This window comes from Dyadobacter pollutisoli (assembly GCF_026625565.1).
Taxonomy (GTDB): domain Bacteria; phylum Bacteroidota; class Bacteroidia; order Cytophagales; family Spirosomataceae; genus Dyadobacter; species Dyadobacter pollutisoli.
In genome coordinates, this window is record NZ_CP112998.1 from 637786 (window position 1) to 663368 (window position 25583).

At 46.9% G+C, this 25583-nt stretch carries 23 protein-coding genes; 14 read left to right on the top strand and 9 right to left on the bottom strand.

The window, feature by feature from the left end; translation table 11 throughout:
* Positions 1–110 precede the first annotated feature (110 nt).
* The 11 genes from ON006_RS02810 (at position 111) to ON006_RS02860 (ending at position 9516) form a co-directional block, all read left to right on the top strand.
* Positions 111–785 carry a YdcF family protein gene (locus ON006_RS02810; RefSeq protein ID WP_244823595.1) on the top strand — a complete coding sequence of 225 codons (675 nt, stop codon included), beginning with the start codon at positions 111–113 and terminating at the stop codon, positions 783–785.
* Complete coding sequence (locus ON006_RS02815) at positions 782–1840, top strand: methyltransferase (protein WP_244823596.1); 1059 nt, start codon at positions 782–784, stop codon at positions 1838–1840. The genes ON006_RS02810 and ON006_RS02815 overlap by 4 nt, the downstream gene beginning before the upstream one ends.
* A 51-nt stretch (positions 1841–1891) precedes the next feature.
* On the top strand, positions 1892–2374 hold the full coding sequence (locus ON006_RS02820) for a hypothetical protein (protein ID WP_244823597.1): 483 nt from the start codon (positions 1892–1894) through the stop codon (positions 2372–2374).
* A 23-nt stretch (positions 2375–2397) separates the two neighbouring features.
* The gene (locus ON006_RS02825; protein WP_244823598.1) at positions 2398–3309 is read left to right on the top strand and encodes a hypothetical protein; all 912 of its coding nucleotides are present in this window, start codon (positions 2398–2400) and stop codon (positions 3307–3309) included.
* On the top strand, positions 3309–4451 hold the full coding sequence (darB, locus tag ON006_RS02830) for a dialkylresorcinol biosynthesis protein DarB (protein ID WP_244823599.1): 1143 nt from the start codon (positions 3309–3311) through the stop codon (positions 4449–4451). Before ON006_RS02825 ends, darB begins: the two co-directional genes overlap by 1 nt.
* A gap of 59 nt (positions 4452–4510) precedes the next feature.
* Positions 4511–4909, top strand: a complete 399-nt coding sequence (DarG, locus tag ON006_RS02835; RefSeq protein WP_244823600.1) for a flexirubin biosynthesis protein DarG — start codon at positions 4511–4513, stop codon at positions 4907–4909.
* Positions 4910–4913: 4 nt separating this feature from the next.
* On the top strand, positions 4914–5945 hold the full coding sequence (darH, locus tag ON006_RS02840; RefSeq protein WP_244823601.1) for a BtrH-related acyltransferase DarH: 1032 nt from the start codon (positions 4914–4916) through the stop codon (positions 5943–5945).
* Between the two features lie 15 nt (positions 5946–5960).
* Positions 5961–6710 carry an ABC transporter ATP-binding protein gene (locus ON006_RS02845; protein WP_244823602.1) on the top strand — a complete coding sequence of 250 codons (750 nt, stop codon included), beginning with the start codon at positions 5961–5963 and terminating at the stop codon, positions 6708–6710.
* Position 6711: 1 nt separating this feature from the next.
* On the top strand, positions 6712–7989 hold the full coding sequence (locus tag ON006_RS02850; protein ID WP_244823603.1) for an ABC transporter permease: 1278 nt from the start codon (positions 6712–6714) through the stop codon (positions 7987–7989).
* Between the two features lie 61 nt (positions 7990–8050).
* Positions 8051–8317, top strand: a complete 267-nt coding sequence (locus tag ON006_RS02855) for a phosphopantetheine-binding protein (protein ID WP_244823604.1) — start codon at positions 8051–8053, stop codon at positions 8315–8317.
* Positions 8317–9516 carry a beta-ketoacyl-[acyl-carrier-protein] synthase family protein gene (locus ON006_RS02860; protein ID WP_244823605.1) on the top strand — a complete coding sequence of 400 codons (1200 nt, stop codon included), beginning with the start codon at positions 8317–8319 and terminating at the stop codon, positions 9514–9516. The genes ON006_RS02855 and ON006_RS02860 overlap by 1 nt, the downstream gene beginning before the upstream one ends.
* Here ON006_RS02860 and scpA read toward each other — a convergent pair.
* Complete coding sequence (gene scpA / locus ON006_RS02865) at positions 9509–11647, bottom strand: methylmalonyl-CoA mutase (RefSeq protein ID WP_244823606.1); 2139 nt, start codon at positions 11645–11647, stop codon at positions 9509–9511. The two genes, ON006_RS02860 and scpA, sit on opposite strands and share 8 nt — an antisense overlap.
* Positions 11644–13038 carry a methylmalonyl-CoA mutase family protein gene (locus ON006_RS02870; protein WP_244823607.1) on the bottom strand — a complete coding sequence of 465 codons (1395 nt, stop codon included), beginning with the start codon at positions 13036–13038 and terminating at the stop codon, positions 11644–11646. Before ON006_RS02870 ends, scpA begins: the two co-directional genes overlap by 4 nt.
* 256 nt (positions 13039–13294) lie before the next feature.
* On the opposite strand from ON006_RS02870, the gene dnaA reads away from it, so the two are divergent.
* A complete protein-coding gene (gene dnaA, locus ON006_RS02875) occupies positions 13295–14722 on the top strand; it encodes a chromosomal replication initiator protein DnaA (protein ID WP_244823608.1) in 1428 nt (475 codons plus the stop codon).
* Between the two features lie 54 nt (positions 14723–14776).
* Entirely contained in the window at positions 14777–15778 is a 1002-nt protein-coding gene (locus ON006_RS02880) for a GNAT family N-acetyltransferase (RefSeq protein WP_244823609.1), read from the top strand.
* Here the strand turns inward: ON006_RS02880 and ON006_RS02885 are convergent.
* Positions 15742–16542, bottom strand: coding sequence for a DUF3108 domain-containing protein (locus ON006_RS02885; protein ID WP_244823610.1), 801 nt, complete (start codon positions 16540–16542; stop codon positions 15742–15744). The two genes, ON006_RS02880 and ON006_RS02885, sit on opposite strands and share 37 nt — an antisense overlap.
* Before the next feature lie 10 nt (positions 16543–16552).
* On the bottom strand, positions 16553–17605 hold the full coding sequence (locus ON006_RS02890; protein WP_244823611.1) for an aminopeptidase: 1053 nt from the start codon (positions 17603–17605) through the stop codon (positions 16553–16555).
* A gap of 345 nt (positions 17606–17950) precedes the next feature.
* On the opposite strand from ON006_RS02890, the gene recA reads away from it, so the two are divergent.
* Complete coding sequence (gene recA, locus ON006_RS02895) at positions 17951–19018, top strand: recombinase RecA (protein WP_244823612.1); 1068 nt, start codon at positions 17951–17953, stop codon at positions 19016–19018.
* Positions 19019–19088: 70 nt separating this feature from the next.
* On the opposite strand, the gene ON006_RS02900 is transcribed toward recA, so the two are convergent.
* From ON006_RS02900 to pheT, 5 genes are all read right to left on the bottom strand, one after another.
* Positions 19089–20624: a P-loop NTPase family protein gene (locus ON006_RS02900; protein ID WP_244823613.1), complete on the bottom strand. Its 1536-nt coding sequence runs from the start codon at positions 20622–20624 to the stop codon at positions 19089–19091.
* Positions 20625–20639: 15 nt separating this feature from the next.
* Entirely contained in the window at positions 20640–22211 is a 1572-nt protein-coding gene (gene rny / locus ON006_RS02905; protein ID WP_244823614.1) for a ribonuclease Y, read from the bottom strand.
* A 121-nt stretch (positions 22212–22332) separates the two neighbouring features.
* Positions 22333–22644 carry a cell division protein ZapA gene (gene zapA / locus ON006_RS02910; RefSeq protein ID WP_244823615.1) on the bottom strand — a complete coding sequence of 104 codons (312 nt, stop codon included), beginning with the start codon at positions 22642–22644 and terminating at the stop codon, positions 22333–22335.
* The gene (locus ON006_RS02915) at positions 22641–22985 is read right to left on the bottom strand and encodes a hypothetical protein (protein ID WP_244823616.1); all 345 of its coding nucleotides are present in this window, start codon (positions 22983–22985) and stop codon (positions 22641–22643) included. The genes zapA and ON006_RS02915 overlap by 4 nt, the downstream gene beginning before the upstream one ends.
* A gap of 46 nt (positions 22986–23031) precedes the next feature.
* Entirely contained in the window at positions 23032–25461 is a 2430-nt protein-coding gene (pheT, locus tag ON006_RS02920; protein ID WP_244823617.1) for a phenylalanine--tRNA ligase subunit beta, read from the bottom strand.
* Positions 25462–25583 lie beyond the last annotated feature (122 nt).

A 25583-nucleotide genomic window follows, 5' to 3' on the forward strand; every position in this document is an offset into this window, starting at 1 on the left:
TTGGTGAACGCTTCACAGCTTACTGTTTAAACTGATAACCCATTATCGTGCGAATTATATCTTTGACCTTTTCCGTCCTGATCTGCATACTTTTCGCTGGCTGCGGTAAAATGCTTTATCGTTCAGCGGACAAAGCATTTCAGAAAGGCCTCGAAAACCAGCCGTACGACGCTGTCATCGTTCCCGGTTTCCCGTACAATGGTCAAAAATGGGATATGGTCCTGCAAATGCGGATACATTGGGCCAACTATCTTTACACCAGGGGATATACCAAAAATATCATCTTTTCCGGCTCCGCGGTCGCTACGCCTTATGTAGAAAGTAAGGTTATGGCGAGCTATGCCCAGGCGCTGGGCATTCCTCGGGAGCACCTTTTCACAGAAGAAAAGGCCGAGCACAGCACTGAAAACGTATATTATTCCTACCGACTTGCAAAAGACCTCGGCTTTTCAAAAATTGCACTGGCCACCGACCCAGTTCAGACCAGTTATATGCGCAAGTTTATCAAACGCTTTGAGCTTCCGATCGGGTTAATGCCAACTGTTATCGATACGTTGAAGGTTTTAAATCTCTATGAACCGAAAATTGATCCGAAGCCGACCATGAAAGAAGGTTTTGTGAAGCTGTCGGACAGAGAAGGTTTTTTCCAGCGTTTCAGGGGAACGATGGGCAAGTATATTGTCTGGCATGAAGAAGATTTAAAAAAGAAAAAACATAGACGGAAGTTCAAGGACAGAATGATACCCACCTCGTCAGAAAGCAAGAACCATAAAAGTGTACAATGAAAAAAGAATTGTCGGCTATTGAAGCCAAGTATGAAGCACAGAAGATAGCATTCGGGCCGATGTATTTCCAATCGGTGATAGCCTTACGGGACCTTGGGATTCTTCAATTTATCAGCAATCACCGCAAAGGTGTCTCTGTGGATACGATCATTGATGAGATGGATGTCTCCGAATACGGCATTACCCTTTTGCTGGAAGCTGCTGAAATTCTGGGCGTGGTGGAGACCGAGAATGGTGTTGTGAAGATCAGTAAGGTAGGTTTTTTCCTGTTGAAGGACGAAATGACGCGCGTCAATGTGAATTTCATGAATGACGTTTGCTATCTGGGCGCCAAAAGTATGACCGACAGTTTTAAAAACGGAAAACCTGAGGGACTGAAAGTGCTGGGCGACTGGCCGACGATATATGAAGGATTGTCGATCCTGCCGGAACCGGCAAAAACTTCCTGGTTCGATTTTGATCATTATTATTCAGACAATGCGTTCCCGGATGCTTTGAAAATTGTTTTCAGGAAAAACCCGAAACTCATTTTTGATGTTGGGGGCAATACCGGGAAATGGTCGTTTGCATGCTGTGACCATGACATGGATGTCAAGATCAAGATACTGGATTTGCCGGTACAGTTGAAGGTGGCCAGAGCCAATGCGACCGAACGCGGATTACTCGGCCGCATTGATTTTCATGCGATCAATCTGCTGGACGAGACCCAGCAAATTCCACAGGGTGCGGATGTGATCTGGATGAGCCAGTTTCTGGACTGCTTTTCGAAGGAGCAAATTTTGCAGATCCTCAAAAATGCATGTCAGGCTGCTTCTGAAAACACGACCTTGTATATCCTGGAACCATTTTTTGATAACCAGAATTATCCTGCCGCCCATTACAGTCTGGTCGCAACGTCTTTGTACTTTACGATCATGGCCAATGGCAACAGTAAAATGTACCGGATCGAAGTCATGAAGGATTTGGTAAACCAGGCAGGATTTGAGGTGGTGGAAACCTATCCTTTAATTGGAGATAGTTATCATACGATTCTGGAATGCCGAAGAAAGGCATAAATCGAGCTGGTCATAATCCTTTTTAAAATAGAATACGTAAGTGAAAAAGATATGAGAGGATCCGTAGTCATTTGTTTTTTGCTGATAGCCGCTCTGGCCACATCCACAGCGGCCCAGACCGACAAGGGCGCATACTACAAGGCATTAGCCAGCGACGAGGAGAAAACCATCGATAAAGTGCTTGCCAGTCTGGAAGCAGAAAAAGCGACTCCTCGTGTGAATGCCTACAAAGGCGTATTGACTATGAAAAAGGCGGGATTTGTGAAAGGGGTTGGAGGCAAGCTGAAAACTTTCAAGAAGGGAGTGCATTTACTGGAAGAGCAAATAAAGGGTAATCCCGCTAATACTGAATTCAGGTTTCTGAGGCTGACCATTCAGGAGCATGCGCCAGGTATCCTGAAATATAACAATGAGCTCCACGAAGACAAGCAGGCCATTGTTTCAGGATATAGTAGGCTCGATGCTGACTTGAGGGAAGTGATATCAGATTACGCCAAAGATTCCAAGGTTTTAAAAGAATCAGACTTAAAGTAGGCCTAAAAAGCATTTGATATTAAATGAAAAAAATACTAGTTGTCAATTACACGCAGAGCGGACAACTCAATGAAATTATCGATCAGTTTTTACTGCCTTTTGATTCCGATACCATAGAAAGGGTGCAGGTTTTTCCTGCCAAACCATTCGTTTTTCCGTGGACCACCGACGAATTTTTTGATAAGATGCCCGAATGTGTGCTGGAAGAGCCCATTGAGCTAAAACCATTGAATTTTGCCTCGGAGCATTATGATCTGGTTGTGATGGGATACCAGCCCTGGTTTCTGTCCCCATCCCTGCCTTTTACATCCTTGCTCAAAACTCCTTCATTCCAGCGTTTGCTCGTCGATACGCCTGTTGTGACTATCATTGGCGGCAGGAATATGTGGCTCAATTCACAGGAAAGTGTCAAGAAGTTGATCAAGGATGCGGGAGGAAAGCTGGTGGGCAATATCCCTTTTATGGACAGGACCTCCAACCTGATCAGCGCGGTGACAATCCTGCATTGGATGCTGACCGGCCGGAAAGACAAGAAATGGAATATTTTTCCCTATCCTGGCGTTAGCGAGCAGGATATCAAGAGCGGGGAAAGATTTGGACACATTGTGAAAAATGCCTTTGAAAAAGAGCAATATAATAACCTGCAGAAGGAAGTGCTGGCAACGGGACTGATAGCAATACCTACGGATATTTTGTTTATTGAACAGCGGGCCAAGAAGCTTTTCCGTATCTGGGCAGGGTTGATCAAGAAAAAAGGGACGACTCCCCAAAAAAGAAAGCGGTTTGTCAGTCTCTTTAAATATTATCTGCTGATCGCTTTGTTTATGATAGCTCCCGTGCTGCTTTTTGTCTATAATTTGCTGATCGCACCGTTTACCGGAAATACGATTAAGAAGAAAAAAGAATACTTTTGTGGGGTAGAAACCAAATCATAATGTCAGAAGCATATATTACCAGAATTGCCAAGTTCTTACCGAATGAGTCCGTTTCAAATGAGGAAATGGAAGAATACTTAGGATACATTAATGGAAAACCGTCGAAATCAAAAGCAATCGTTTTAAGAAATAACGGTATCAAAAGAAGATATTACGCGCTTCTGAAAGACGGCACCCCCACACACACCAATGCCGAAATGGCTGCATTGGCAGTAACGGACTTATTTAAAAATGACGCGGATGAAATAGCACAGGTCGATTTGTTGAGCTGCGCTACGTCCAGCCCCGACCAGCTGATGCCTTCACACGGCTCCATGGTGCACGGGTACCTGCCCGCAACGGGTCCGATTGAAGTGGTTTCACCATCGGGGGTTTGCTGCGCGGGAATGCACGCTTTCAAGTACGCGTATATGTCTGTGAAGTTGGGAGAAAAGCAAAAAGCGGTTTCCTGTGCTTCTGAAAGATTGTCGCCGGTGCTGCGGGCAGACCAGTTTGAGGACGAAGTACAACAGCTGCTAAGGCTGGAACAGAATCCGTACCTGTCATTTGAAAAGGATTTTCTCAGATGGATGCTCTCTGACGGCGCGGGCGCGTTTTTGGTTGAACCAAAACCCAATGCCGAGGGGATTTCATTGAAAATAGAATGGATAGAGGGCTGTTCTTACGCCAACGAGCAGGAAGCCTGTATGTACATGGGCTCAGACAAACTGCCGGATGGCTCCCTAAAAAGCTATAAGGAATATTCAGCCAGCGAAATTCAGGATCAATCCGTTTTTAGCATCAAGCAGGATGTGAAGCTGCTGGGCGAAAAAATCGTTAAATTGGGTTTTGCAAAACTGAAAGACATATTGACCAAAAAAGGCATCAGTATGGAAGATGTGAGCTATTTTCTGCCGCATTTGTCCAGCTACTTTTTTGAAAGCAAGATTGATGATTTCTTTAACGAAAACGGCATTCCGATCCCGAAGGAAAAATGGTATACCAACCTGGTAACCAAGGGTAATGTCGGGGCAGCGTCGATATATATGATGCTGGAAGAAGTTTTCAACAGCGGCGCATTAAAAAAGGGCGAAAAGATACTTTTGGCAGTACCCGAAAGCTCCCGCTTCTCCTATATGTTTTGCCTGCTGACTGTGTGCTGATCTGGCCGCAGTGCAGGCTCAGTTTGAATAAATGTATCTGACAAATCACTGCTGATCAAATGAAAAAGGAAGACCTTCCCCAGGATCCGGGCGCATTGGACAAGTTTACCAGAGAAGTTTGCTACGTCAAAAATCAGGACGGGAAATATGAAACTGCGCTGAGCAGGGGATGGGAAGTCAAAAAACAGGCGCTCGACAGTGCGTGGGACGATGTCAACGAGCGCATTGAAGATGCCAGACAGGCCGTGGCAAGAGGTGAAAAGAGCCCGGTGCATTATTTTATGGAACTCAGGCTCATGGATCTGCCGGTACTGTCGGGCTACACTGGTTTTTTTCCTTTTTTTATAAAAAGACATTTAAAACCATCAGTTTTTAAAGATTTAAGCGATCGCAAACTGGAAAAATATGCCAGGGCTTTCGATATTAGCGTGAGTGAGTTGAAAAATTTTAAAGGTTAAGCCAGTGAATATTGATAGCCAAACGGATGCGTTCCGCCATGTCCAGACTGCACATTGTGAAAACGGTGTGACCACCGCTCTTCTACGCTATCATGGTTTGGAATTTATGACCGAGCCGCTGGCATTTGGGATGGGTTCAGGGCTGTTTTATATCCAGATCCCGTTTTTGACTGTCAACAATGGACCTGCGATCTCGTTCAGGACTATGCCGGGGGCTATTTTCAAAAGAACCTGCAAGTCATTAGGCGTTGAAGTTACCCGCAAGAAGTTTTCCAATGTTACTGCTGCCGAAGCTTTTTTGGATCAAAAAGTAAAGGAAGGCGTGCCGGTAGGATGCCAGGTTGGGGTTTTTCATCTGACTTACTTTCCAAAGGAATACCGCTTTCATTTCAACGCTCACAACCTAATTGTTTTTGGGCAGGAAGACGATCAGTATATGATCAGCGACCCGGTGATGGAGGATGTGACAACGCTTTCGAAAGCGGACCTCACGCGCGTTCGCTTTGCACAGGGACCGCTTGCTCCGAAAGGCCATATTTATTTTCCGGAAAGAGTAAAACCAGTTACCGAAGATGTGATCCGTCAGGGCATTGTGAAAGGTATCCGTAGAAACGTGCGCGATATGCTCAGAATACCCGGAAATTTTGCGGGTGTGGATGGCATCAGGCATACTTCGGGACATATCCGCAAATGGCGCGATAAGCTCGGGCTTAAAAAAGCCAGCCTGTATCTGGGGCAAATCGTGCGTATGCAGGAAGAAATAGGCACAGGTGGCGGCGGATTTCGCTTTTTATATGGCGCTTTCCTGGAAGAAGCTGCGGCCTATATGCAGGACGACAGACTTTCCAATATTTCAGAGGATTTTACAAAAGCAGGGGATATGTGGCGTGCGAGCGCGATCAAAATGGCCGGGGTCTACAAGGGAAGGTTGACCGAGCAAAAAGATTTTGAAGAAATCGCCGATATGTTACTCGACATTCGCCTGGTGGAAAAAGAGGCGTTTCAGAAGCTTTCGGGGCTAAATCTGGGTAAGTGAGAATAGCGACAGATTATGGCCGGACAAGTATGCATCGAAATTCAGGATATTTACAAAAGATACAAATCTTCGCAGCAAGACAGCCTCACCCATGTTTCCCTGGACATTCAAGCCGGTGATGTGTTTGGCCTGCTGGGGCCAAACGGAGCGGGAAAAACTACATTGATTTCCATATTGTGTGGTATTATACCACCTTCCTCAGGGCAAATTCATTACTTTATTGATGGCGCGCCGGCAAGCGAAACGCAGCGGAAAAACCGCATTGGTTTTGTTCCGCAGGAGTATGCATTCTATCAGGAACTGACGGCCAGACAAAACCTGGACTATTTTGGCGCGATGTATAATCTCTCCAAAAGCGATCTGGGACGCAGAAGAGACCATTTACTGGAAGTGCTGGGACTAACGAAATCAGCTGATAAAAAGGTAGGTTCGTTTTCAGGTGGCATGAAGCGGAGGATCAACCTGGCCATTGGCATTATCCACCAGCCTGCAATCCTGTTTCTGGACGAGCCCACGGTTGGCGTGGATGTCCAGAGCCGTAATGCGATCATTCGCTATCTGCAGCAGATCAATCAGGACGGTACGACCATTATTTATACCTCACATCATATGTCGGAGGCGGAGGAATTCTGCAAAAACATTGCCCTGATCGACAATGGAAAGGTGATTGCAAAGGGAGAGTTGTTGCAGCTCAAAACTGAAAATGCAGTAGCCAGCCTGCAATCCTTATTCATCAAACTGACAGGAGAGCAGTACCGCGACTAATATGTTCAAAATCATTTCATCATTACGCAAAGAATTTTTGCTGCTCATCAACGATAAGGTGGGGCTTGCATTGATGTTTTTGATGCCTTTGATTTTGGTATTTATCATTACTATCATTCAGGACAGCGCCTATAAGGTGGTGAATGAGAATCAGATCCCCCTCTTGGTCGTAAATCATGATACCGGCAAAGAGGGCGGAAAGCTGGTTGCTGCATTGAAAAAATCAGGGCTTTTTAAAATTGATTCTCAGAATGGTATTGCGCAGCAATCGTTGAAATCGGAGCTGCTTTCGCGCGGCAAACTGATCGCCTTATACATTCCGCCACGTTTTTCGGCAGGCCTGGAAAGTAATGCGGCAGATGTAAGCAAAATCCTGATGGACGATCTCGGACTGGAACACCATGTAGCCGATCCTGAAAAGGTGGATATGCCAAGGCTCTCTTTTTATAACGATCCGGTTTTGCAGGAAAATTACAGCTATTCGGTCATGGGCATCATTCAATCCTACATGAGCGTGATCGAAAATTCGCTGATGATCGACCGGATGTACAGCAATATGGACCTGGGAGATAAATCACAGAAGCTGAAAGAGAAAATGATTTCCAACAGGGTAGCCATTGACCAGATCGTAGCCAGTAATAGCAACTCGACGGCCATCCCCAATTCTACCCAGCATAACGTACCCGCCTGGACGATTTTTGCCATGTTTTTCATGGTGGTATCATTGGGAAGCAACATTGTAAAAGAGCGGGTCAATGGTAGTTTTTTACGGCTCAAAACCATGCCGACCACTTTCATGCTGGTCATGTTTAGTAAAATGGCTATTTATGTGGTTGTGGCCGTGTTACAGGTTGCACTCACTTTTTCAATGGGTATATGGATACTGCCCAGGCTCGGCCTGCCATTACTGACTGTGCCTGACAATTTTGTGGCCCTGGCGGCGGTGGTGCTGATCAGTAGCATGGCGGCGGTGAGCTATGCTTTAATGATAGGCGCTTTTGCCAAAACCGAGCAGCAGGCCAATGGTTTCGGCGCTATTTCGATCATCATTTTTGGCGCGATAGGCGGGATACTGGTGCCCACATTTGTGATGCCGGGCTTCATGCAGTTTGCTGCCAATTTTTCCCCGTTGCATTGGTGTCTGGAAGGGTTTTATGTACTTTTTCTCAAAGGCGGTAGCTGGCAGGAGCTAAGGTACGTATTTGCTTTCCTGGGGATTTTTATCCTGATTTGCCAAGTTAGCACCTATTTTAAGTTGCGGTTAGAAAGAATTATTTAAGTTTGAATCACAGAACCCCGTCAGAGATCATAATCCGCTCGGAAGAGATTAACAAAATCATATGGACATAGAAAGTTTGAAGCCCATTTTGAAAGGGCAGATTGTGCAATACCTGAATTTACTGGATATAAACCCTGCCGATATCAAAGACGACGAGCCTTTATTTGGCGGCGATCTGGGCCTTGATTCGATCGATTCGCTTGAACTGGTCGTGCTGCTCGAAAGGGAGTACGGCATCAAAATCACCAATCCCGCCGAAGGGAGGAAAATCCTGGTCGATGTGAATCATATGGCCGAATACATTTTGGCCAATACCAAACCTGCCTGATGATGAAACCGGTGCTGGTAACTGGAATGGGCATTATTTCTGCGATTGGTGAAAATCTTTCGGAGAACCACGAAAGTTTGCGCCATGCCCGGACGGGCATTTCCAGGGCGGTCCATTTCAAGTCTCACTATGCTTCATTGCTGCCTTTTGGTGAAATCAATGTCAGCAATGATCATTTGAAGCAATCGCTGGGTTTAGAAGATAGTAAAGGTTACACTCGGACTTGCTTGTTGGCAGATAAGGCTTTTAACGAAGCCGTGGCAGACGCCGGACTTTCACAGGCTGACATTTCATCTTTTGACACTGCATTGATATCGGCCAGCACGGTAGGAGGCATGTGCCTGACCGACCAGCTCTATGAAGACGCCAACCTGAAATCCGCGGGCTCTGAATATCTGAGTGCTTACGGCTGCTCGGCCCATACGATGAAACTGATCAGAAGATATAAAATCAAGGGATTTACCGATACCATCAACACAGCCTGCTCTTCTTCTGCTAACGCGATTATGCTCGGTGCGCGCCTGATCAGGTCGGGCAGGGCCCAGAGAGTGATTGTAGGAGGGGTTGACAGCCTTGCCAAATACACGGTCAATGGCTTTAATGCACTTAAAATCCTTTCCGAAAACCCCTGCAAACCCTTCGACGTCAACCGCGACGGGCTCAATCTGGGCGAAGCTGCGGCCTACCTTGTACTGGAATCCCAGGAAGCGGCCTCAGGCAAAAAGGTATATGCCCGGGTTGCTGGATACGGCAATGCCAATGATGCCCATCACCCTTCGGCGATGTCGGATGAGGCAATTGGGGCTATCCGAAGTATGAAAGAGGCGATGGAAGTAGCCGGCGTGACCTGCGATCAGATCGACTACGTCAATGCACATGGTACCGGAACGCAAAACAATGACCAGGTGGAATTATATGGCCTGAGCGCGTTGTTTGAGCAGATTCCGCCATTTGGCTCCACCAAATCCTATACGGGCCACACCTTGGGAGCAGCCGGCGCGGTGGAGGCAATTTTTAGTATTTTAAGCATTAATCACGCGGAATTGTTTCCCAGCCTGCATGTCAAAACGCCCATCGCGAATTATCCCAATAGCCCGATAGCGGCATACACAAAAACGGAGAAAGTCAATTATGTACTTTCCAATTCATTTGGCTTTGGAGGCAACTGTACCTCGCTGGTTTTTGCAGGTGTTAATTAACTGCCATTAATTCTGTCAGTATCTTCTGGGCGGCGACGGAAATGATGGTTCCAGGCCCAAAAATGCCTTTTACGCCTGCATCGTAGAGAAACTGGTAATCCTGAGCGGGGATAACACCGCCCGCTATGACCATAATGTCTTCCCGGCCAATGCTTTTAAGCTCCGCAATGAGCTCGGGAATGAGCGTTTTATGACCAGCAGCGAGGCTGGACGCGCCAATCACATGTACATCGTTTTCGGCCGCCTGCCTGGCGACCTCTTGCGGCGTCTGAAACAGCGGGCCTATGTCAACATCAAAACCAAGGTCTGCGAAACTGGTAGCAATTACCTTGGCCCCGCGATCGTGACCGTCCTGGCCCATTTTGGCAACCAGTATTCGCGGGCGGCGACCTTCGGCCTGGGCAAACTGATCTGAGATCTGTAATGCCAGACGGAAGTTTTCGTCATCCGAAGCTTCGGACTGGTAAACCCCGGAAACAGACCGTATGGTTGATTTATACCGGCCGAACTGTTTTTCCATAGCGTCAGAAATTTCCCCTAAAGTAGCCCTTTTACGTGCTGCGTCAACTGCGAGCGCCAATAAATTACTGTCCATGTCTTTTCCGCCCGGCTGTTTGCACGCCTCGGTAATGGCCTGCAATGACTTGTTTACTTTCTCCGTATCGCGGGTGTTTTTGATGTTTTCTAACTGAGAAACCTGCGCCTGTCGGACGGCATGGTTGTCGATCTGACGAATATCCAGGTCTTCTTTATTCTCTGTTTTAAAGCGATTCACCCCCACGATCACGTCTTTGCCCGAATCTATCCTGGCCTGTTTTCGTGCCGCAGCCTCCTCAATGCGCATTTTGGGTAAACCTGTTTCAATGGCTTTGGTCATTCCTCCCAACCGTTCCACTTCTTCAATCAGCTGCCAGGCCTTTTCAACGAGCTGATTGGTCAGATATTCAACATAATACGAGCCTCCCCAGGGATCTACCGCCTGGCAAAGGTCTGTTTCATACTGGATAAAAAGCTGGGTATTGCGCGCGATGCGTGCCGAAAAATCGGTGGGCAATGCGATCGCTTCATCTAGCGAATTGGTGTGTAGTGACTGGGTATGTCCCATCACAGCCGCCATGGCTTCAATGGTCGTACGCGCTACATTATTGTATGGGTCCTGCTCGGTGAGGCTGTAACCACTGGTTTGGCAGTGGGTCCGTAGCGCGAGTGACTTTTCATTTTTTGGTCCAAACTGGTGAACAATTTTGGACCATAGCAGCCTGCCAGCACGCATTTTGGCAATTTCCATAAAATGGTTCATGCCTATTCCCCAGAAAAAAGATAGCCTCGGAGCAAAATCATCGATCGCAATACCTGCATTCAAGCCGGTACGAATGTATTCCAGCCCGTCTGCCAGGGTGTAGGCGAGCTCGATGTGAGCGGGAGCGCCTGCCTCATGCATGTGGTAGCCGCTGATGCTGATGGAGTTGAACTTGGGCATATACCTGGATGCATAGGCAAAAATATCCCCCACAATCCGCATCGAAGGCGCAGGCGGATAAATGTAGGTATTGCGCACCATGAACTCTTTGAGGATATCATTCTGGATGGTACCCGACAGCAGTTCAGGGCCAATGCCTTGTTCTTCGGCGGCGACGATAAAAAACGCCATAACCGGCAATACCGCCCCATTCATGGTCATTGAAACAGACATTTGATCCAAAGGAATTGAATCAAAAAGCATTTTCATGTCTTCGACCGAGTCTATGGCGACTCCGGCTTTTCCCACATCGCCGGTTACCCTGGGATGGTCGGAGTCGTAGCCGCGGTGGGTGGCCAGATCAAACGCGACAGAGAGCCCCTTTTGTCCGGCGGCCAGGTTTCTTTTGTAAAATGCATTGGAATCCGCAGCCGTTGAAAATCCCGCATATTGCCGGATGGTCCACGGGCGGTCGAGATACATGCTCGCATAAGGGCCTCGCAGGAAAGGAGCAGCGCCGGCACCGAAAGATAGATGCTCAAAATCGGCAATGTCCTTTGCCGAGTAAGCGGGTTTTAGCCTGATTCCTTCCGAAGTTACAGCGAACTTGTCAGGGGCAGCAGCCTGCTCCGGTCGGGCCGGTATGTTGATATTTTTGAAATTAGGTTTCATTTCTTGGACAGGCTTTGTTGGTGGAAATAGTCAGACAAGCGCCTGTCATTCAATAATGTAAATTGATGTGTAGCAACATCAGCCAGCGTTTTAGCGCCCGCGTCATTTCGCTCTGTTGGCTGATGAAAGCGGTTAACACCTACCATGACCTGACCCTGATGCAATGCACTGACTTTTTGTGCCAATGACTTTTGCAGTTCATTTTGAATAAAACCACTTTCAAAGCATTGGATCAGTCCTCCTTTTTCCTCAATATCTAAAAACGATTTCCATGCAGCGTCTGCTAATTTGCATGACATATCTTCCAGCAGGTACGAGCCTGCGGCGGGATCGGCTACAATGCCCAGCGAGCTTTCGAAAGACAGGACTGAGGAAACATTTCTTGCGATTCGATCCGAAAAGTCACCCCGATTTGCCGAGTCAAGGTCATATGCCTGCACAGTCAGCGCATTGCATCCGCCTATAACGGCGCTCATAGCCTCTGAGGAAGCTCTGATCATGTTGGTGTAGGTAGAAGTGCGGGTATGGTAAAAAGAAGAGGTACGAGCCTGTAAAAACGGCACGCACAGCTCATCGGGCAGCTCATAGGCGCGCGAAATTCGTTGTAACAGGTACCGGAATGCGCGCAACTTTGCAATTTCGGTCAGGTACCGGGTCCCTACCGAAACGGAAAAGAGTGCCCGGTTGAATGCCAGCAGCGGGGCGACGCCGTTTTCGGTCAGCAGATCCATGTACGTAGCAGTGGCTGCGATGGCAAAGGCAAGTTCCTGTACTGGATCGGCCCCATTGTTATGATACAAATGGGTTTCGATCATGTAAGGCCGGAACTCGCGCATACTTTTTGTATGGTGCACTAGTTCCGAAATAGCGTTGATCGAACTTTCGTATCGGGTGCCTGTCCGCATCCAATGCGCCAGCGGATCAAAAGCCACGCCGCCTTTGAGATAATACCCGGCATGTTTTGAGATTTCTGAAAACAGCTGACCGCTATTTTTATCTGTTTGAAAAAAAACAGGTGTGTCGCTGAGTCGCAGGCTATGCAGCAGTTTGGGGAATTCACAGCGGTTTAGCTCGGTATCTCTCAGATTTAGAAAGATGGCATCCGCCCCGTTTGCCAATGCGTTTTTGATGGCTGCATTGGTTTTGCGCGGATCTGTAAAAGTAATGTCGGGCATGTTGAGCCACCCCGGATTCTTTTTCTGACTTTGCTGCATTTCTGCAATTCTTTCAGAATCCGTTTCTTGTCGGGTCAGGTATGGTTCGAAGGTCAGGCCAGGCGAAATGGTCCATGAGGGCAGCTCGCGCCACTTTCCCTTCAATTCTTTTTGTGCCAGCTTTTCCCAGGCGTCTTTACTGGAAGGGCTAAATTCTGAAAATAAGTGGCCGGGCATTTTTAGGATAAATCGTCGTGAGTACTAATAAATGTGGGTTAACAAAGTTACAAATTACGGATCATTTTTTTATTCATGCAGGCTAATGCAGCCCTGCCGCCGTTACGACGCGTTTATGAAATTGTTTTATTTACAGGCTTGCAGATGGAAGGCATTGGTATTAAATTGAACCTTAGTTTAATCTGGAGAGATCAGGTATTTTTATATCTTTGCCGTCCTTTTAAAATTTGACATTCTGAATACGGTAGATTATACATTGGAACGAGTAAGCACATATAGAGAAGTCGACCAGATCTGGGATGCCTGCCTGAGAGTTATTCAGCAGCACATTCCTGATGAGAGCTTTAAGACATGGTTTGAACCTATACGGCCTTTAAAGATCTATGGAAAAGTGCTTACGATCCAGGTTCCAAGTCAGTTTTTCTACGAATGGCTTGAAGATAATTATGTAAACCTGCTCAGGAAGGCGCTGGATTATGCCATAGGACGGGACGGCTTATTGGAATATTCCATTATTGTAGACACCGGTAATGATAAGCATCAGCCGCTTACGATGAATGTCTCCACCCAGAAATCTCCCAATTATTCACGGCCTGACAATTTTGCGACAGACCCGCGAATGGGTTCCAATCACAAAGACAAGGACCAGGATTCAATGAACCTGGACACCTACCTGAACCCGAATTATTCTTTTGACAATTTTATTGAAGGAGATTGCAACCGCCTGGCCCGCTCTGCCGGGTTTGCAGTAGCGCAGCGTCCCGGGCTTACTTCTTTTAACCCGCTGATGATGTACGGAGGGGTAGGGTTGGGGAAAACTCACCTGGTGCAGGCGATCGGCAATTACATCATGAACCACTTTGATAATAAGCTGGTGCTGTATGTGTCTTCCGAAAAATTCACCAACCAGTTTATCAACTCCATTAAAAACAATACCCTTCAGGACTTTACTGATTTTTACATGAAGGTGGACGTGCTCGCAATAGATGACGTTCAGTTTTTGTCAGGAAAGGAAAAAACGCAGGATACATTCTTCCATATTTTTAACCACCTGCACCAGCTCGGCAAGCAGATCATTATGACCAGTGACCGGCCGCCACGAGAACTTCAGGGCTTGCAGGACAGGTTGCTGTCACGTTTTAAATGGGGGCTTACCGCCGATCTGCAGACACCGGATTTTGAAACGCGTATTGCCATTCTTCAAAAGAAAATCCAGGCAGAAGGAATTTCGATTGACTATGATGTGATCGAATACATTGCGCATAGTGTGAATTCCAACGTTCGTGAGCTGGAAGGTGTGATCGTGTCACTGATGGCGCAGGCCTCCCTTACCAGGCGTGAAATCGATGTGGAGCTAGCAAAGAATACCTTGCGCAACATCGTCATGAACGAGGATAAGGAAGTCACAATCGATACGATCCAGGAAACGATTGCCGATTATTTCCAGGTGACGATTGCCGATCTGAAAAGCAAAAGCCGTAAAAAGGAAGTTGTCTATCCGCGTCAGCTCGCAATGTTCCTTGCCAAGGAGTACACCGACCTTCCATTGAAGTCAATCGGCTATCATTTCGGCGGCCGCGACCATAGTACGGTAATCCACTCGATTCAGAGTATTAACCTGCTCATGGATGAAACCCCTGACGTGGAAGAGACTCTTCAGAAACTTCGCAGTTACTTTAAATAGAATCCGCGTCTAAGAAATAAGCCAGATAGTTTCATCGCCTTATTTCGTTTCCCATTGACGCCTGTTCTATTAAACCGCACAGAAATAAATGATGCCCGCTGGGATCAGCTCATCGGCGCCTGCCGGCAAGGTGTCGTTTACGCCCACACCTTTTATCTGGACATCGTCTGCTGCGGCTGGAAAGCCCTGGTGTGGCCGGACCGCTCCAATTATCAGATTGTTATGCCTTTGCCTGTTGTCAAAAAGTGGGGCAAGACGATCGTTTTTCAGCCTCTTTTTTGTCAGTACCTGGGTGTTTTTTCAATGGGTTGCCTGGGGCAGACAGACTTTCTGGCTTTTATGCAGGCATTGTCCAGTCACTTTTCCTACGTGAGCTCCTATCATTTCAATCCGGAAAATTTCAATACACTTTTCAGGATCAAAGACCAATTGGCCGAATTTACATTTACGCCCCAGCATACCTTCTGGTTAAATCTCTGTAGGGCTTACGGGGAAATCTACGGGGATTATAGCCCGGATCGCAAAGTCAATGTAAGACGGGGCAGAAGCAGTGGTTGGACAATCGAAAAGAATGGACAGATAACCCCGTTGATCGAGCTGTTTGTCGCCAATCAGTCCCGGCGGATTGCGGGAGGTGTTCGCCCTGGCGCTTACGATTTGCTAAAAAACATTTTTGCTGAAACCCAAATGAGAGGCATTGGCCAGGTCTGCTACGCTAAAAAGGACAATCAGGTCCATGCGGGGACATTGGTGGTCAGGTATGCGGGAAGGGCCATTTATTTGTTCAATGCTTCTGATGCAGTAGGAAGGAAGAACAATGCGAGAAGCTGTTTACTGGACATGTACTTTTCCGGGCACGCGGAAGAACACCTGGTTTTTGATTTTGAAAGCCCGGAAGTGCCTGCGATCGCTGGTTTTTACAAAAGTTTTGGAGCGCACAGCATTCCATACTTTAAAATCAGTAAAAATCAATTGTGGTTTCCATTCAGGCAAATACAAAATTGGAGGGTCCGGTATTTTCAAAACCAGGTTAAATCTTTGCGCAGGCCTTTGTAGGATTTAAGGTCCATTTCAAGGGAGCCGATTCTGAGGTCCACCTCTGCTTTGAGCGGTATTTTATTGGAATCGTCCGAAACCCAGAGCCGCATCGCACCCTCGTCCTTGAAGAATTTGTTATCCGGGATCAATGGATTCAGTCTGAGTACTTTGGTCCTTCCAAATTTGGTTTTGATTACGTCTTTACCGACATATCTCACCCGCAGCTTGTAGACTTCACCGTCGAAAAACGTGGGTACCTCTATAATTTCGCCCTCTGTCACCTTTTCAAAATTGATGGTGCGTAGAAAAAAGTAGCCACTGATGATGTCATGAATATTGTTGGGCACATTAAAAGTCTTGGTTTCATCCTTGATGCTGGAAACCGCCTGATCTTTGTTGTGATTGAAGAATACCTTTTCCTCTTTCCGGTATTTATTTTCCTGAATCTGCCGCTCAAACATATGTGGCAGTATAGCGGTGGTGTCAATGTAAGAACGCCAGGTGTCACGCACCCGGGAGATCAGATCGAATGCGCCGACGGTGCGACCCGTAACATTGACCCGAAAACAGGGCCTGTTGTTGATCATGGAGACATTTTTGCCCACCTCTACCTTAGCCTCGGCTGCATTGATAAAGCCATAATGCACCCTGTACTCGACCCGCTCGCCGGTGCAGAAACTTTTATTCGGAATGACCCTGTTCTGTTCCGTTTTTTCTTCGTATTGTCTGAAAGAAAATATTAATAATGCACAAATGGCTAATAATGTGTACGATATCTTCATGCTCGTGTGATTAAAGAGAGGGGTATTGCTGTTTTAAATAGGCTAAATAGTCCTTAAAATTCCCTTGAAATTTATTCTCAAATTCCTCCCGAAATGTATTTTGCTTTGACTTATAGGTCTGATAGCTGATAAAGTATGCATTGTTGGGCAGCTTACCGTCATGCCCGCGGATCGCCGCCCGGCGATTTTTGTTTGTTAACGCTGAATTGCCGGCCAGAAGTGTATCTGCGTCGCTAAGTATATGCATGATCAGCCTGTTTTTCAATGCGTCTTTTCTGGCGTCAGGCGAAAGATCCGCGCCGAATGTCCTGTAAAGACTGTCGAGCCGGCCTATACCCCTAAGCATATGCCCTGAATAAGCGTCATTGAATTTCTTTGAATATTCGTATGTACGCAATTCAGGTGAGTGAAGACCATACTTATACTTCAAAAAACGGATGGCGCCCTGATCACCGACAAAACTGGCCAGGTTTTCGTTGAGTTCCAGGTTACTTTTCACAAAAAGCGTACCATGCGTCAGTTCATGCAGGATCAGGTTGGCCAGACTGCCGACTTTCCTTTTGAGCATACTCGACAGGATCGGGTCTTTCAGGTAGCCCAGTGTAGACCAGGCAGAGACTTCGCCAATGTCTGTATCAAAGCCCTTGCTGATCATGGCTTTTTCTTCCAAGACGGCTCGGGTAGAGTCAAAAAAACCTTTGTAAGGGAAGCTGCCCACGATCGGGAAATGCCATTTGTAAGCATTGATCTTGTAGCGGTCCGACGCGGTGATGAGCCAGATCAGCGGTTTGCCGTGCTGGTTGTAAAATGTGGTGTAGTTTTTAGAAGGTTCCAGCCCCAGTGAATCCACCCCGAATTTTTTGATCTCCTGGATTAGCCTGATCTGTGCTTTGAGCGAATCAGGGAAGGTAGGGTCTTCCAACACATCCTGCACATCCTGGACATCCATTAATATTCCAATCTGGCCTGATGCCTGCATCCAGGCGTAGCTGAGCAAGTCCCTGTAATAGATTCCAAGCAAAACGAGAATGGCCAAAAGGGCAAGCAATATTTTTTTTAGCACTGAAATACCTCAATTAAGAAAACGAATCCGGATCAGATTGTATAACAATCATTTCCGGGACAAAATTATATAAAAAGACCCGTATTTACTCACTGGCCAACCAGCGTAAATTCCGCTTGATAATTAGCGTCTTTCGGTCGGTAATTATTTATGTAAACCTTCGAAATAATGACAGGGTATTAGCGGTTTTTTCTTATCAGGAATTACATTTTATTGAGAAAAACAGGTTGTATTTTTGAGCAAAATTCGATATTTTTACAGCTCAGAAAAGACCAGTCATCGAGCGGTTTTTGTGACGCAAAAACCGCTTTTTTATGTACAAACTAAATTTTTGTCACCTTTTTTATGGCACAACCAACCACTGATAAAGACAACAAACTGAAAGCGTTACAGACCACGCTGGAAAAGCTTGACAAAGCTTACGGAAAAGGCACAGTAATGCGTCTGAGCGACAGCAAGGTTTTAGATATTCCCGTCATTTCAACAGGCTCACTGGGACTTGACCTCGCATTGGGCGTAGGCGGCGTGCCACGCGGCCGGGTTGTCGAAATTTACGGACCGGAATCTTCCGGTAAAACTACATTATCCATGCATTGCATTGCCGAAGCCCAGAAAAAGGGTGGCCTGGCTGCATTCATCGATGCAGAGCATGCATTCGACCGCTCCTATGCGGAGAAACTGGGTATTGATACCAGTAACCTTCTGATTTCACAACCCGATAGCGGTGAGCAGGCACTTGAAATTGCCGAACACCTGATCAGCAGCGGTGCGGTGGACATTATCGTGATTGACTCCGTGGCAGCATTGGTTCCCCGTGCTGAGCTCGAAGGCGAAATGGGTGATAGCAAAATGGGTCTGCAGGCGCGTTTGATGTCACAAGCACTCCGTAAGCTTACCGGTGTGATCAACAAAACAGGATGCTGCTGTATCTTCATCAACCAGCTTCGTGAGAAGATCGGTGTGATGTTCGGTAACCCTGAAACGACTACCGGCGGTAACGCCCTTAAATATTACGCATCTGTTCGTCTGGATATTCGCCGTGTGGGGCAGATCAAGGAAAGCGCCGATCAGATCCTGGGTAACCGCACGCGCGTGAAAGTGGTGAAAAACAAAGTAGCGCCACCTTTCAAAGTAGTTGAATTTGATATCATGTACGGCGAGGGAATTTCCAAAGTGGGAGAGATCATCGACCTGGGTGTTGAGCTGGAAATCATTAAAAAAGCCGGTTCCTGGTTTAGCTATGATGGCAACCGTTTGGGTCAAGGCCGTGATGCGGTTAAAGCCTTGCTTAAAGATAATCCTGAGTTGATGGAAGAGCTGGAAGCCAAAGTTCGTGGCAAAGTCAACAATGATCCTGATTCATTGATTGATACCAGCGAGCCGAATGTGGTCGACGAAGGCGCTCCGTTATAATTGGAGCTCGTATTGATGTATAATGAAAATGCCCTGCTGAAAACAGGGCATTTTTTATGGGTATATTATTTTAGAAAGGCTTCCGGTCATCGTCGTCCTCGTCGAAATCATAATCGTCCTCTCCCGGCCCGGAGAACATACTGCTGACAAGGTCCTGAAATTTCATCCCCTGATCCAGGGATTGTTTTCCAATCAATGAAAACTCGGCCATGCCGTGCAATGCGAATTCCATCATGAAAAGCTTCTCCTCTGTGCTGGAATAGGCGCTGAGCATATCTACAAAATCATCCAGGCCATCAATGGTTTTCAGCCGCGCGATGTATTCGCGGTCTGTCATATCAGCTGGCATTTCCATTTCATTGCCAGCGCCAAACCATTCGATTACTTTGGCATAGGGATTGATCTTGCTTTTTTTGCTTTTTTCAGGATCCGGGAAAAAGCTCAGGAATTGGGTACGTATCGCTTTTCCTATCAGGTTTTGAGCCACGATTACCGGTCCCTCGACTTCCCCTTCATAGACCAGCTCCACTTTTCCGCAGATCGCCGAAACTACGCCATAAAGATCGGAAATGCGCACGTGGGTAGTCGTTTCTGCATTGATGAGCGCGCGTCGTTCGGCAGTACTTAAAAGGGACTCATAGGCAGAAATAGTCAAACGGGCCGAAACACCGCTTTTACTGTCTACATATTCACTCTCCCGGGCCTCAAAAGCAATCTGCTCGATGAGTGTTTTGGCTAGCTCAAAGACCGATACAATTTCCTTTTGTTCGGCTTTAACGACTGCTTCCTGCTCGGTAATTTTCTTGCCCGTTTCAATGGTCTTGGGATAGTGGGTAACAATCTGGCTTTCGATACGGTCCTTCAAAGGCGTCACAATGCTGCCGCGATTGGTATAATCCTCCGGATTGGCCGTAAATACAAACTGGATGTCCAGCGGCAAGCGCAGCTTGAAACCACGGATCTGTATATCGCCTTCCTGTAAGATATTGAACAGCGCCACCTGGATACGTGCCTGCAAATCGGGCAGCTCATTGATGACGAAAATACCACGGTGAGAACGGGGTATGAGCCCGAAATGGATCACACGCTCATCCGAATAAGGCAATTTCAATGTCGCGGCTTTAATCGGGTCTACATCCCCGATCAAATCTGCTACGGAAACGTCGGGCGTCGCCAGCTTCTCGGTGTAACGCTCGTCGCGGTGCAGCCATTCGATTTCAGTCTGCTCGCCATGGTCAGCTACCTGGTCTTTGGCAAACCGGGATAATGGCTGCAAGGGATCATCGTGCAGCTCCGAATTCTTGATGTAGGGAATGTACTCGTCCAGCAGGCTTACCATCATCCGCGCAATGCGTGTTTTGGCCTGACCGCGTAGTCCCAGAAAATTGATGTTGTGCATCGAAAGGATCGCCCGCTCAACATCGGGTATGACCGTTTCCTCGTAACCCCATATTCCTGGAAAAATATTTTCTTTATTCCTGATTTTGGTAATCAGATTATCTCTTAACTCCTGTTTAATGGAACGTGGCTGATAACCTGCTTTTTTCAGTTCACCGAGCGTATGGATACCCAATCGTTGTGAACTGCTAAGCTGTGAGTAAGTCATGTATTTGTAGCTAGGTTAACGCGCATACGCCACTGAGCGCATTTCACGGATCACTGTAATTTTAATTTGTCCGGGATATTGCATTTCTTTTTCAATCTTCTGCGAAATATCAAAGGAGAGCATTCCTGCTTTTTCGTCTGAAACATTGTCAGCGTCGATAATCACCCGAAGCTCACGGCCTGCCTGAATTGCATAGCATTTTTCAACGCCGTCAAAGGAGAGTGCCATGTTTTCAAGATCACGCAAACGCTGAATATAGGATTCCATCATCTCACGGCGCGCGCCCGGACGTGAGCCCGAAATCGCATCACAAACCTGGATGATAGGCGAAAGAATGCTGGTCATTTCGATCTCGTCATGGTGAGCACCGATGGCATTGCATACTTCCGGATTTTCCTTGTATTTCTTGGCAAGCTCCATACCCAGGATAGCGTGTGGCAAATCGGATTCTTCCGGCCAAACCTTACCAATATCGTGCAGCAGCCCGGCTCTTTTGGCCAGTTTGGTGTTCAGTCCAAGCTCGGATGCCATCGTGGCGCAAAGCTTGGCGACCTCGCGTGAGTGTTGCAGCAGGTTCTGCCCGTATGATGAACGGAAACGCATGCGGCCGATCATTTTAACAAGCTCAGGGTGTAATCCGTGAATGCCCATATCAATGACAGTCCTTTCGCCGATTTCGACGATTTCATCATCAATGTTCTTGCGGGTTTTGGCTACCACTTCTTCAATTCTTGCCGGGTGGATCCTTCCGTCCTGCACCAGGCGGTGCAGCGAAAGTCTGGCGATCTCCCTGCGAACAGGATCAAAACCAGATATTACGATCGCTTCGGGGGTATCATCGACAATGATCTCAACACCAGTAGCAGCTTCCAATGCGCGAATATTGCGTCCTTCCCGACCAATGATTTTACCTTTGATGTCGTCGTTTTCAATGTTGAATACCGATACGCAGTTTTCAATGGCGTGTTCTGCGGCAGTACGCTGGATAGTCTCGATAACGATCTTTTTGGCTTCTTTGGTAGCAGTAAGACGGGCTTCTTCCATGGCGCTCTTTACATAGGATCCTGCCCTGGTATCTGCCTCGGCTTTCAGCGCGTCTACGAGCTGCTCGCGCGCCTGGTCTGCGGTAAGATTGGCAATTTTTTCGAGCTGGGTAACCTGCTGCTGCAATGACTTTTCAGCTTCTTCGCGGCGTTTGGTAGCCAGCTCTACCTGTTGGTTCAGGTTATTTTTTAGCGTTTCAAGCTCATTTTCACGACGCTTATTTTGCTCGATGGTTTGATTCAGGCTCTGCTCGCGTTGTTTAAGCTTTTGTTCATTGGTCTGAAGAATGACACGTTTTTTATTGGCATCCTCTTCAAATTCAGATTTAAGACGGAGATATTTTTCTTTCGCTTCTAGTATACGGTCCTTTTTGATGTTTTCAGCGGCACTTTCGGCATTTCGGAGAATTTCAGCGGCACGTTCCTGGGCTTCCTTTTCCTTTAGGTCGAATGACCTCTGAAAAATGTATTTGCCTGCAAAAATACCCACCCCAACGGCGATGATATCGGACAGGACGACGATGAAAACTAAATAATTTGACATTTCAATGATGGTTATATATAGTTGGTTTGACCGACTACCCCGCGTTAAAATGCCGAAAATGAAGAATTGAAAGTTATTTAGAAGATTTCAGTATAAATCAAAGGTTAGGGGTGTAAATCGCTTAGCTCTCCAGAGCGCTGGTAATTGTTTCGTCCAGCTTTTCCACTCTGCCTTTAAAAGCCATCACCAGATTGTCCATTTGCTGCTGATTCCTCTGCAATGCTACCAGGCATTCGATGGAGGTCAGTGCAATTGCTTCGATGTCACCGTATACTTTTCCTTTTAATTTATGCTGCTGCACGCGTTGCATGAACACCTCATACCCGTCCCTGTAGAATTTCTCCTGATCTGCCGGAACACTCAGTTTGAAACCTCTGTCCAGCAGTTTTATAAAGACAGAAACGTCCGGAGTGGGTATGCTATTTTTTTTCATAAGGTATCTTCAAGCAATTCAATGCACTTATCGATCTCTTGTATATATCTTTCAACTGAGTCTTTCAGTTCGGCGATTCCGCTCGTTGGTGTCAGTTTACTAGTGACAATTTTAGCGAAACTTTTAGACTTATTAAAGTCTTTTTCCAAAGTAGTGTATTTTTTCTTTATTTCTTTCGCTTCTTCCTTGAGTTGGATATTGGACACCCGGAGCTCCGCATTTTCACGTTGGAGCTCTGATATTGACCAGGTTAGTTTCTCTTTTGTATTGATCAGTATCTCGAGCTTTTTTTCAAGGTCGGATAACTTGTGTTCAATGATACGTTCAATGCTCCTTTCCATTTGCTAACCTTAAAAATATCCATCCAAGCAAAAATTCAAAATCTAATCATTTCCTGATGAGTGCCTCAAACTCCCGCTCATAAGCCGCCATCAGCCGCTGCATGGATTTGTCGATCACTTTGTCGGTCAATGTCTGCTGGTCATCCTGCAAAATGAAGCTGATCGAATAGGACTTTTTACCTTCCAGGTTAGCACCTTCATACACGTCAAACACATTGACCGAACGCAGCAGTTGCCGCTCTGTTTTGTAAGCAATCTGGCGAAGCTCTTCAAAAGTGACCTTCTTGTTGACTACCACCGACAGGTCACGACGCACTTCGGGGAATTTGGAAACCTCTTTGTATTCAACGGCCGCATTGTACTGGCGAAGCATGTACTCCCAATCAAAGTCGGCAAAATAAACGGGCGCTTTCACGTCGAGTTTTTTAGATAATGCAGCATTGAGCAAACCAAATGAAACCACCGGTTTGCGGTTAGATAACAAAGTAAGCCCTTGTTTGAAAATAGCAGGATCAGCCTGTTGTTTTTCAACTTCCCTGATTTTGACTGCGGTTAAGACCTTATTGACAAAGGCAGCCAGGTCATGGAATACCGTTTCGCGGGATTTTTCAAACCAGCTTTCCTGCGCAATGTTACCGGTTACGAAAACAGCCAACCTTTCCTTTTCGACATATTTTTCGTTGATCTGGTGGTAGGTATTGCCAAATTCAAAAACTTTCAGGTCCTTCTGGCGGCGGTTGCTGTTGTAGGCAATCACTTCAAGCCCCGAGAAAAGCAGCGTCTGGCGCATCACAGACAGATCTTCGCTGAGGTAATTGAGGATTTTGACAGGATTGCCAGCCAGACTTTCGCTCATCAAGACCTGATATTCGGGTTTGGTCAATGAATTGTTGATCATTTCATTGAAACCATTTGCTACCAGCAATTCGGCCACGCGCAGTTTTAATTTTTCCGGATCATTGACCGGGAAATCAGAAAGAAAATCCGAGCTGAGCGTTTCTGAAAGCTCTACCTGACCAAATCCGTAAATGCGCAGGATTTCCTCAATGACATCAGCCTCTCTCTGCACATCGACGCGGTAAGGAGCTACGATGGCCGTAAACGAGGATTCGTTTTCGTCAGCAACCTGAATGTCCAGGCTTTCCAGAATGCTTTTGATCAGTGTTTTATCCAGCGTTTTTCCAATCAGCCGGTTAATATGCTTGTAGCTCATCGCAACCCGGAAGTCCTCTACCGGCTGCGGATAAATGTCGGTGATTTCAGAAGAAACAGTTCCTCCCGCGATTTCCTGAATCAGTAATGCGGCTCTTTTCAATGCAAAAAGGGGCATATTGGGATCCGTACCGCGCTCAAAACGGAACGACGAATCAGTTTTCAATGTGAAGCGCTGCGCAGTCTTGCGTACCCAGGCCGGAGAAAAATAAGCGGATTCAAGAAATATCGAAGTCGTATCACTAGTAACCCCCGAAGTGAGCCCGCCAAAAACGCCGGCAATACACATAGGCTCAGGAACGCCATTGCTTCCTGCATTGCAGATCATCAGATCAGAGCCCGAGATTTTTCGCTCCACCCCGTCTAGTGTAATGAATGGTGTCCCGTCAGCGACCGTGGTAACGACCACTTTGTTGCCAATGACTTTTTCAGCGTCAAACGCATGCATGGGCTGGCCCAGCTCGTGACATACATAATTGGTGATGTCTACAATGTTGTTAATGGCGCGGATACCGATTGTCTGCAGACGATCTTTCAGCCACTGGGGAGATTCTCCCACTTTGATCCCTGAAATCGTCAGTCCGGTATAGCGCGGGCATGCATCCTGATTTTTTACTTCAACCGTGATCGGAAGCTGTTGGCTAGCGACAGCAAACTCCTCAACGGAAGGCAATGTGACCGGGCGGCCCAGTACCGCTTTCAGATCGCGCGCCACACCATAATGGGAAGCAGCGTCGGCGCGGTTGGGGGTGAGCCCTATTTCAATCAAGTAGTCAGATGAAATTCCAAAATATTCGCTGGCAGGTGTTCCGTTGGGTAATGTGGTGTCCAGTACCAGGATGCCGTCGTGTGAGCTGCCCAAGCCCAGTTCATCTTCCGCGCAGATCATTCCTTCGGAAAGTGCGCCCCTTATTTTTGACTTTTTCAAAACCAATGGCTGATCACTGCCGGTAGGGTGGAGCATCGCTCCCACAGTGGCCACGATTACCTTCTGGCCGGCTGCCACATTAGGCGCCCCGCAGACAATGGAAAGTGGGTTTTCACCTCCTGCATCAACGGTGGTTAGACTTAAGCGGTCGGCTTCGGGATGTTTTTCACAAGTCAGCACCTGGCCGATCACCACCCCCTGCAAACCACCTTTTATGGATTCGATCTCTTCAATGCTTTCTACTTCAAGTCCGGTTGCTGTTAAGAGCCTGCCGATTTCTTCCGGCGTTTCTGTGATTTCAATTAATTCCTTAAGCCACTTATAAGAGATCTTCATGCGAATGCTTTAAATAAAATTTGAAGGGTGCTGTATCCAAACAGAGCGCCTTTACCGCAAAATTAACGATTTAAGTTTGAGATGTATGTGCTGCAAAAGAAAATAGCCAGGTCAAAAGACCC

Bases quoted from the DNA above. Each gene is read 5' to 3' on its own strand.
- ON006_RS02810 (WP_244823595.1), top strand. From the start codon at position 111: ATGCTTTATCGTTCAGCGGACAAAGCATTTCAGAAAGGCCTCGAAAAC.
- ON006_RS02815 (WP_244823596.1), top strand. From the start codon at position 782: ATGAAAAAAGAATTGTCGGCTATTGAAGCCAAGTATGAAGCACAGAAG.
- ON006_RS02820 (WP_244823597.1), top strand. From the start codon at position 1,892: ATGAGAGGATCCGTAGTCATTTGTTTTTTGCTGATAGCCGCTCTGGCC.
- ON006_RS02825 (WP_244823598.1), top strand. From the start codon at position 2,398: ATGAAAAAAATACTAGTTGTCAATTACACGCAGAGCGGACAACTCAAT.
- darB (WP_244823599.1), top strand. From the start codon at position 3,309: ATGTCAGAAGCATATATTACCAGAATTGCCAAGTTCTTACCGAATGAG.
- DarG (WP_244823600.1), top strand. From the start codon at position 4,511: ATGAAAAAGGAAGACCTTCCCCAGGATCCGGGCGCATTGGACAAGTTT.
- ON006_RS02845 (WP_244823602.1), top strand. From the start codon at position 5,961: ATGGCCGGACAAGTATGCATCGAAATTCAGGATATTTACAAAAGATAC.
- ON006_RS02850 (WP_244823603.1), top strand. From the start codon at position 6,712: ATGTTCAAAATCATTTCATCATTACGCAAAGAATTTTTGCTGCTCATC.
- ON006_RS02855 (WP_244823604.1), top strand. From the start codon at position 8,051: ATGGACATAGAAAGTTTGAAGCCCATTTTGAAAGGGCAGATTGTGCAA.
- ON006_RS02860 (WP_244823605.1), top strand. From the start codon at position 8,317: ATGATGAAACCGGTGCTGGTAACTGGAATGGGCATTATTTCTGCGATT.
- scpA (WP_244823606.1), bottom strand. From the start codon at position 11,647: ATGAAACCTAATTTCAAAAATATCAACATACCGGCCCGACCGGAGCAG.
- ON006_RS02870 (WP_244823607.1), bottom strand. From the start codon at position 13,038: ATGCCCGGCCACTTATTTTCAGAATTTAGCCCTTCCAGTAAAGACGCC.
- ON006_RS02885 (WP_244823610.1), bottom strand. From the start codon at position 16,542: ATGAAGATATCGTACACATTATTAGCCATTTGTGCATTATTAATATTT.
- recA (WP_244823612.1), top strand. From the start codon at position 17,951: ATGGCACAACCAACCACTGATAAAGACAACAAACTGAAAGCGTTACAG.
- ON006_RS02900 (WP_244823613.1), bottom strand. From the start codon at position 20,624: ATGACTTACTCACAGCTTAGCAGTTCACAACGATTGGGTATCCATACG.
- rny (WP_244823614.1), bottom strand. From the start codon at position 22,211: ATGTCAAATTATTTAGTTTTCATCGTCGTCCTGTCCGATATCATCGCC.
- zapA (WP_244823615.1), bottom strand. From the start codon at position 22,644: ATGAAAAAAAATAGCATACCCACTCCGGACGTTTCTGTCTTTATAAAA.
- ON006_RS02915 (WP_244823616.1), bottom strand. From the start codon at position 22,985: ATGGAAAGGAGCATTGAACGTATCATTGAACACAAGTTATCCGACCTT.
- pheT (WP_244823617.1), bottom strand. From the start codon at position 25,461: ATGAAGATCTCTTATAAGTGGCTTAAGGAATTAATTGAAATCACAGAA.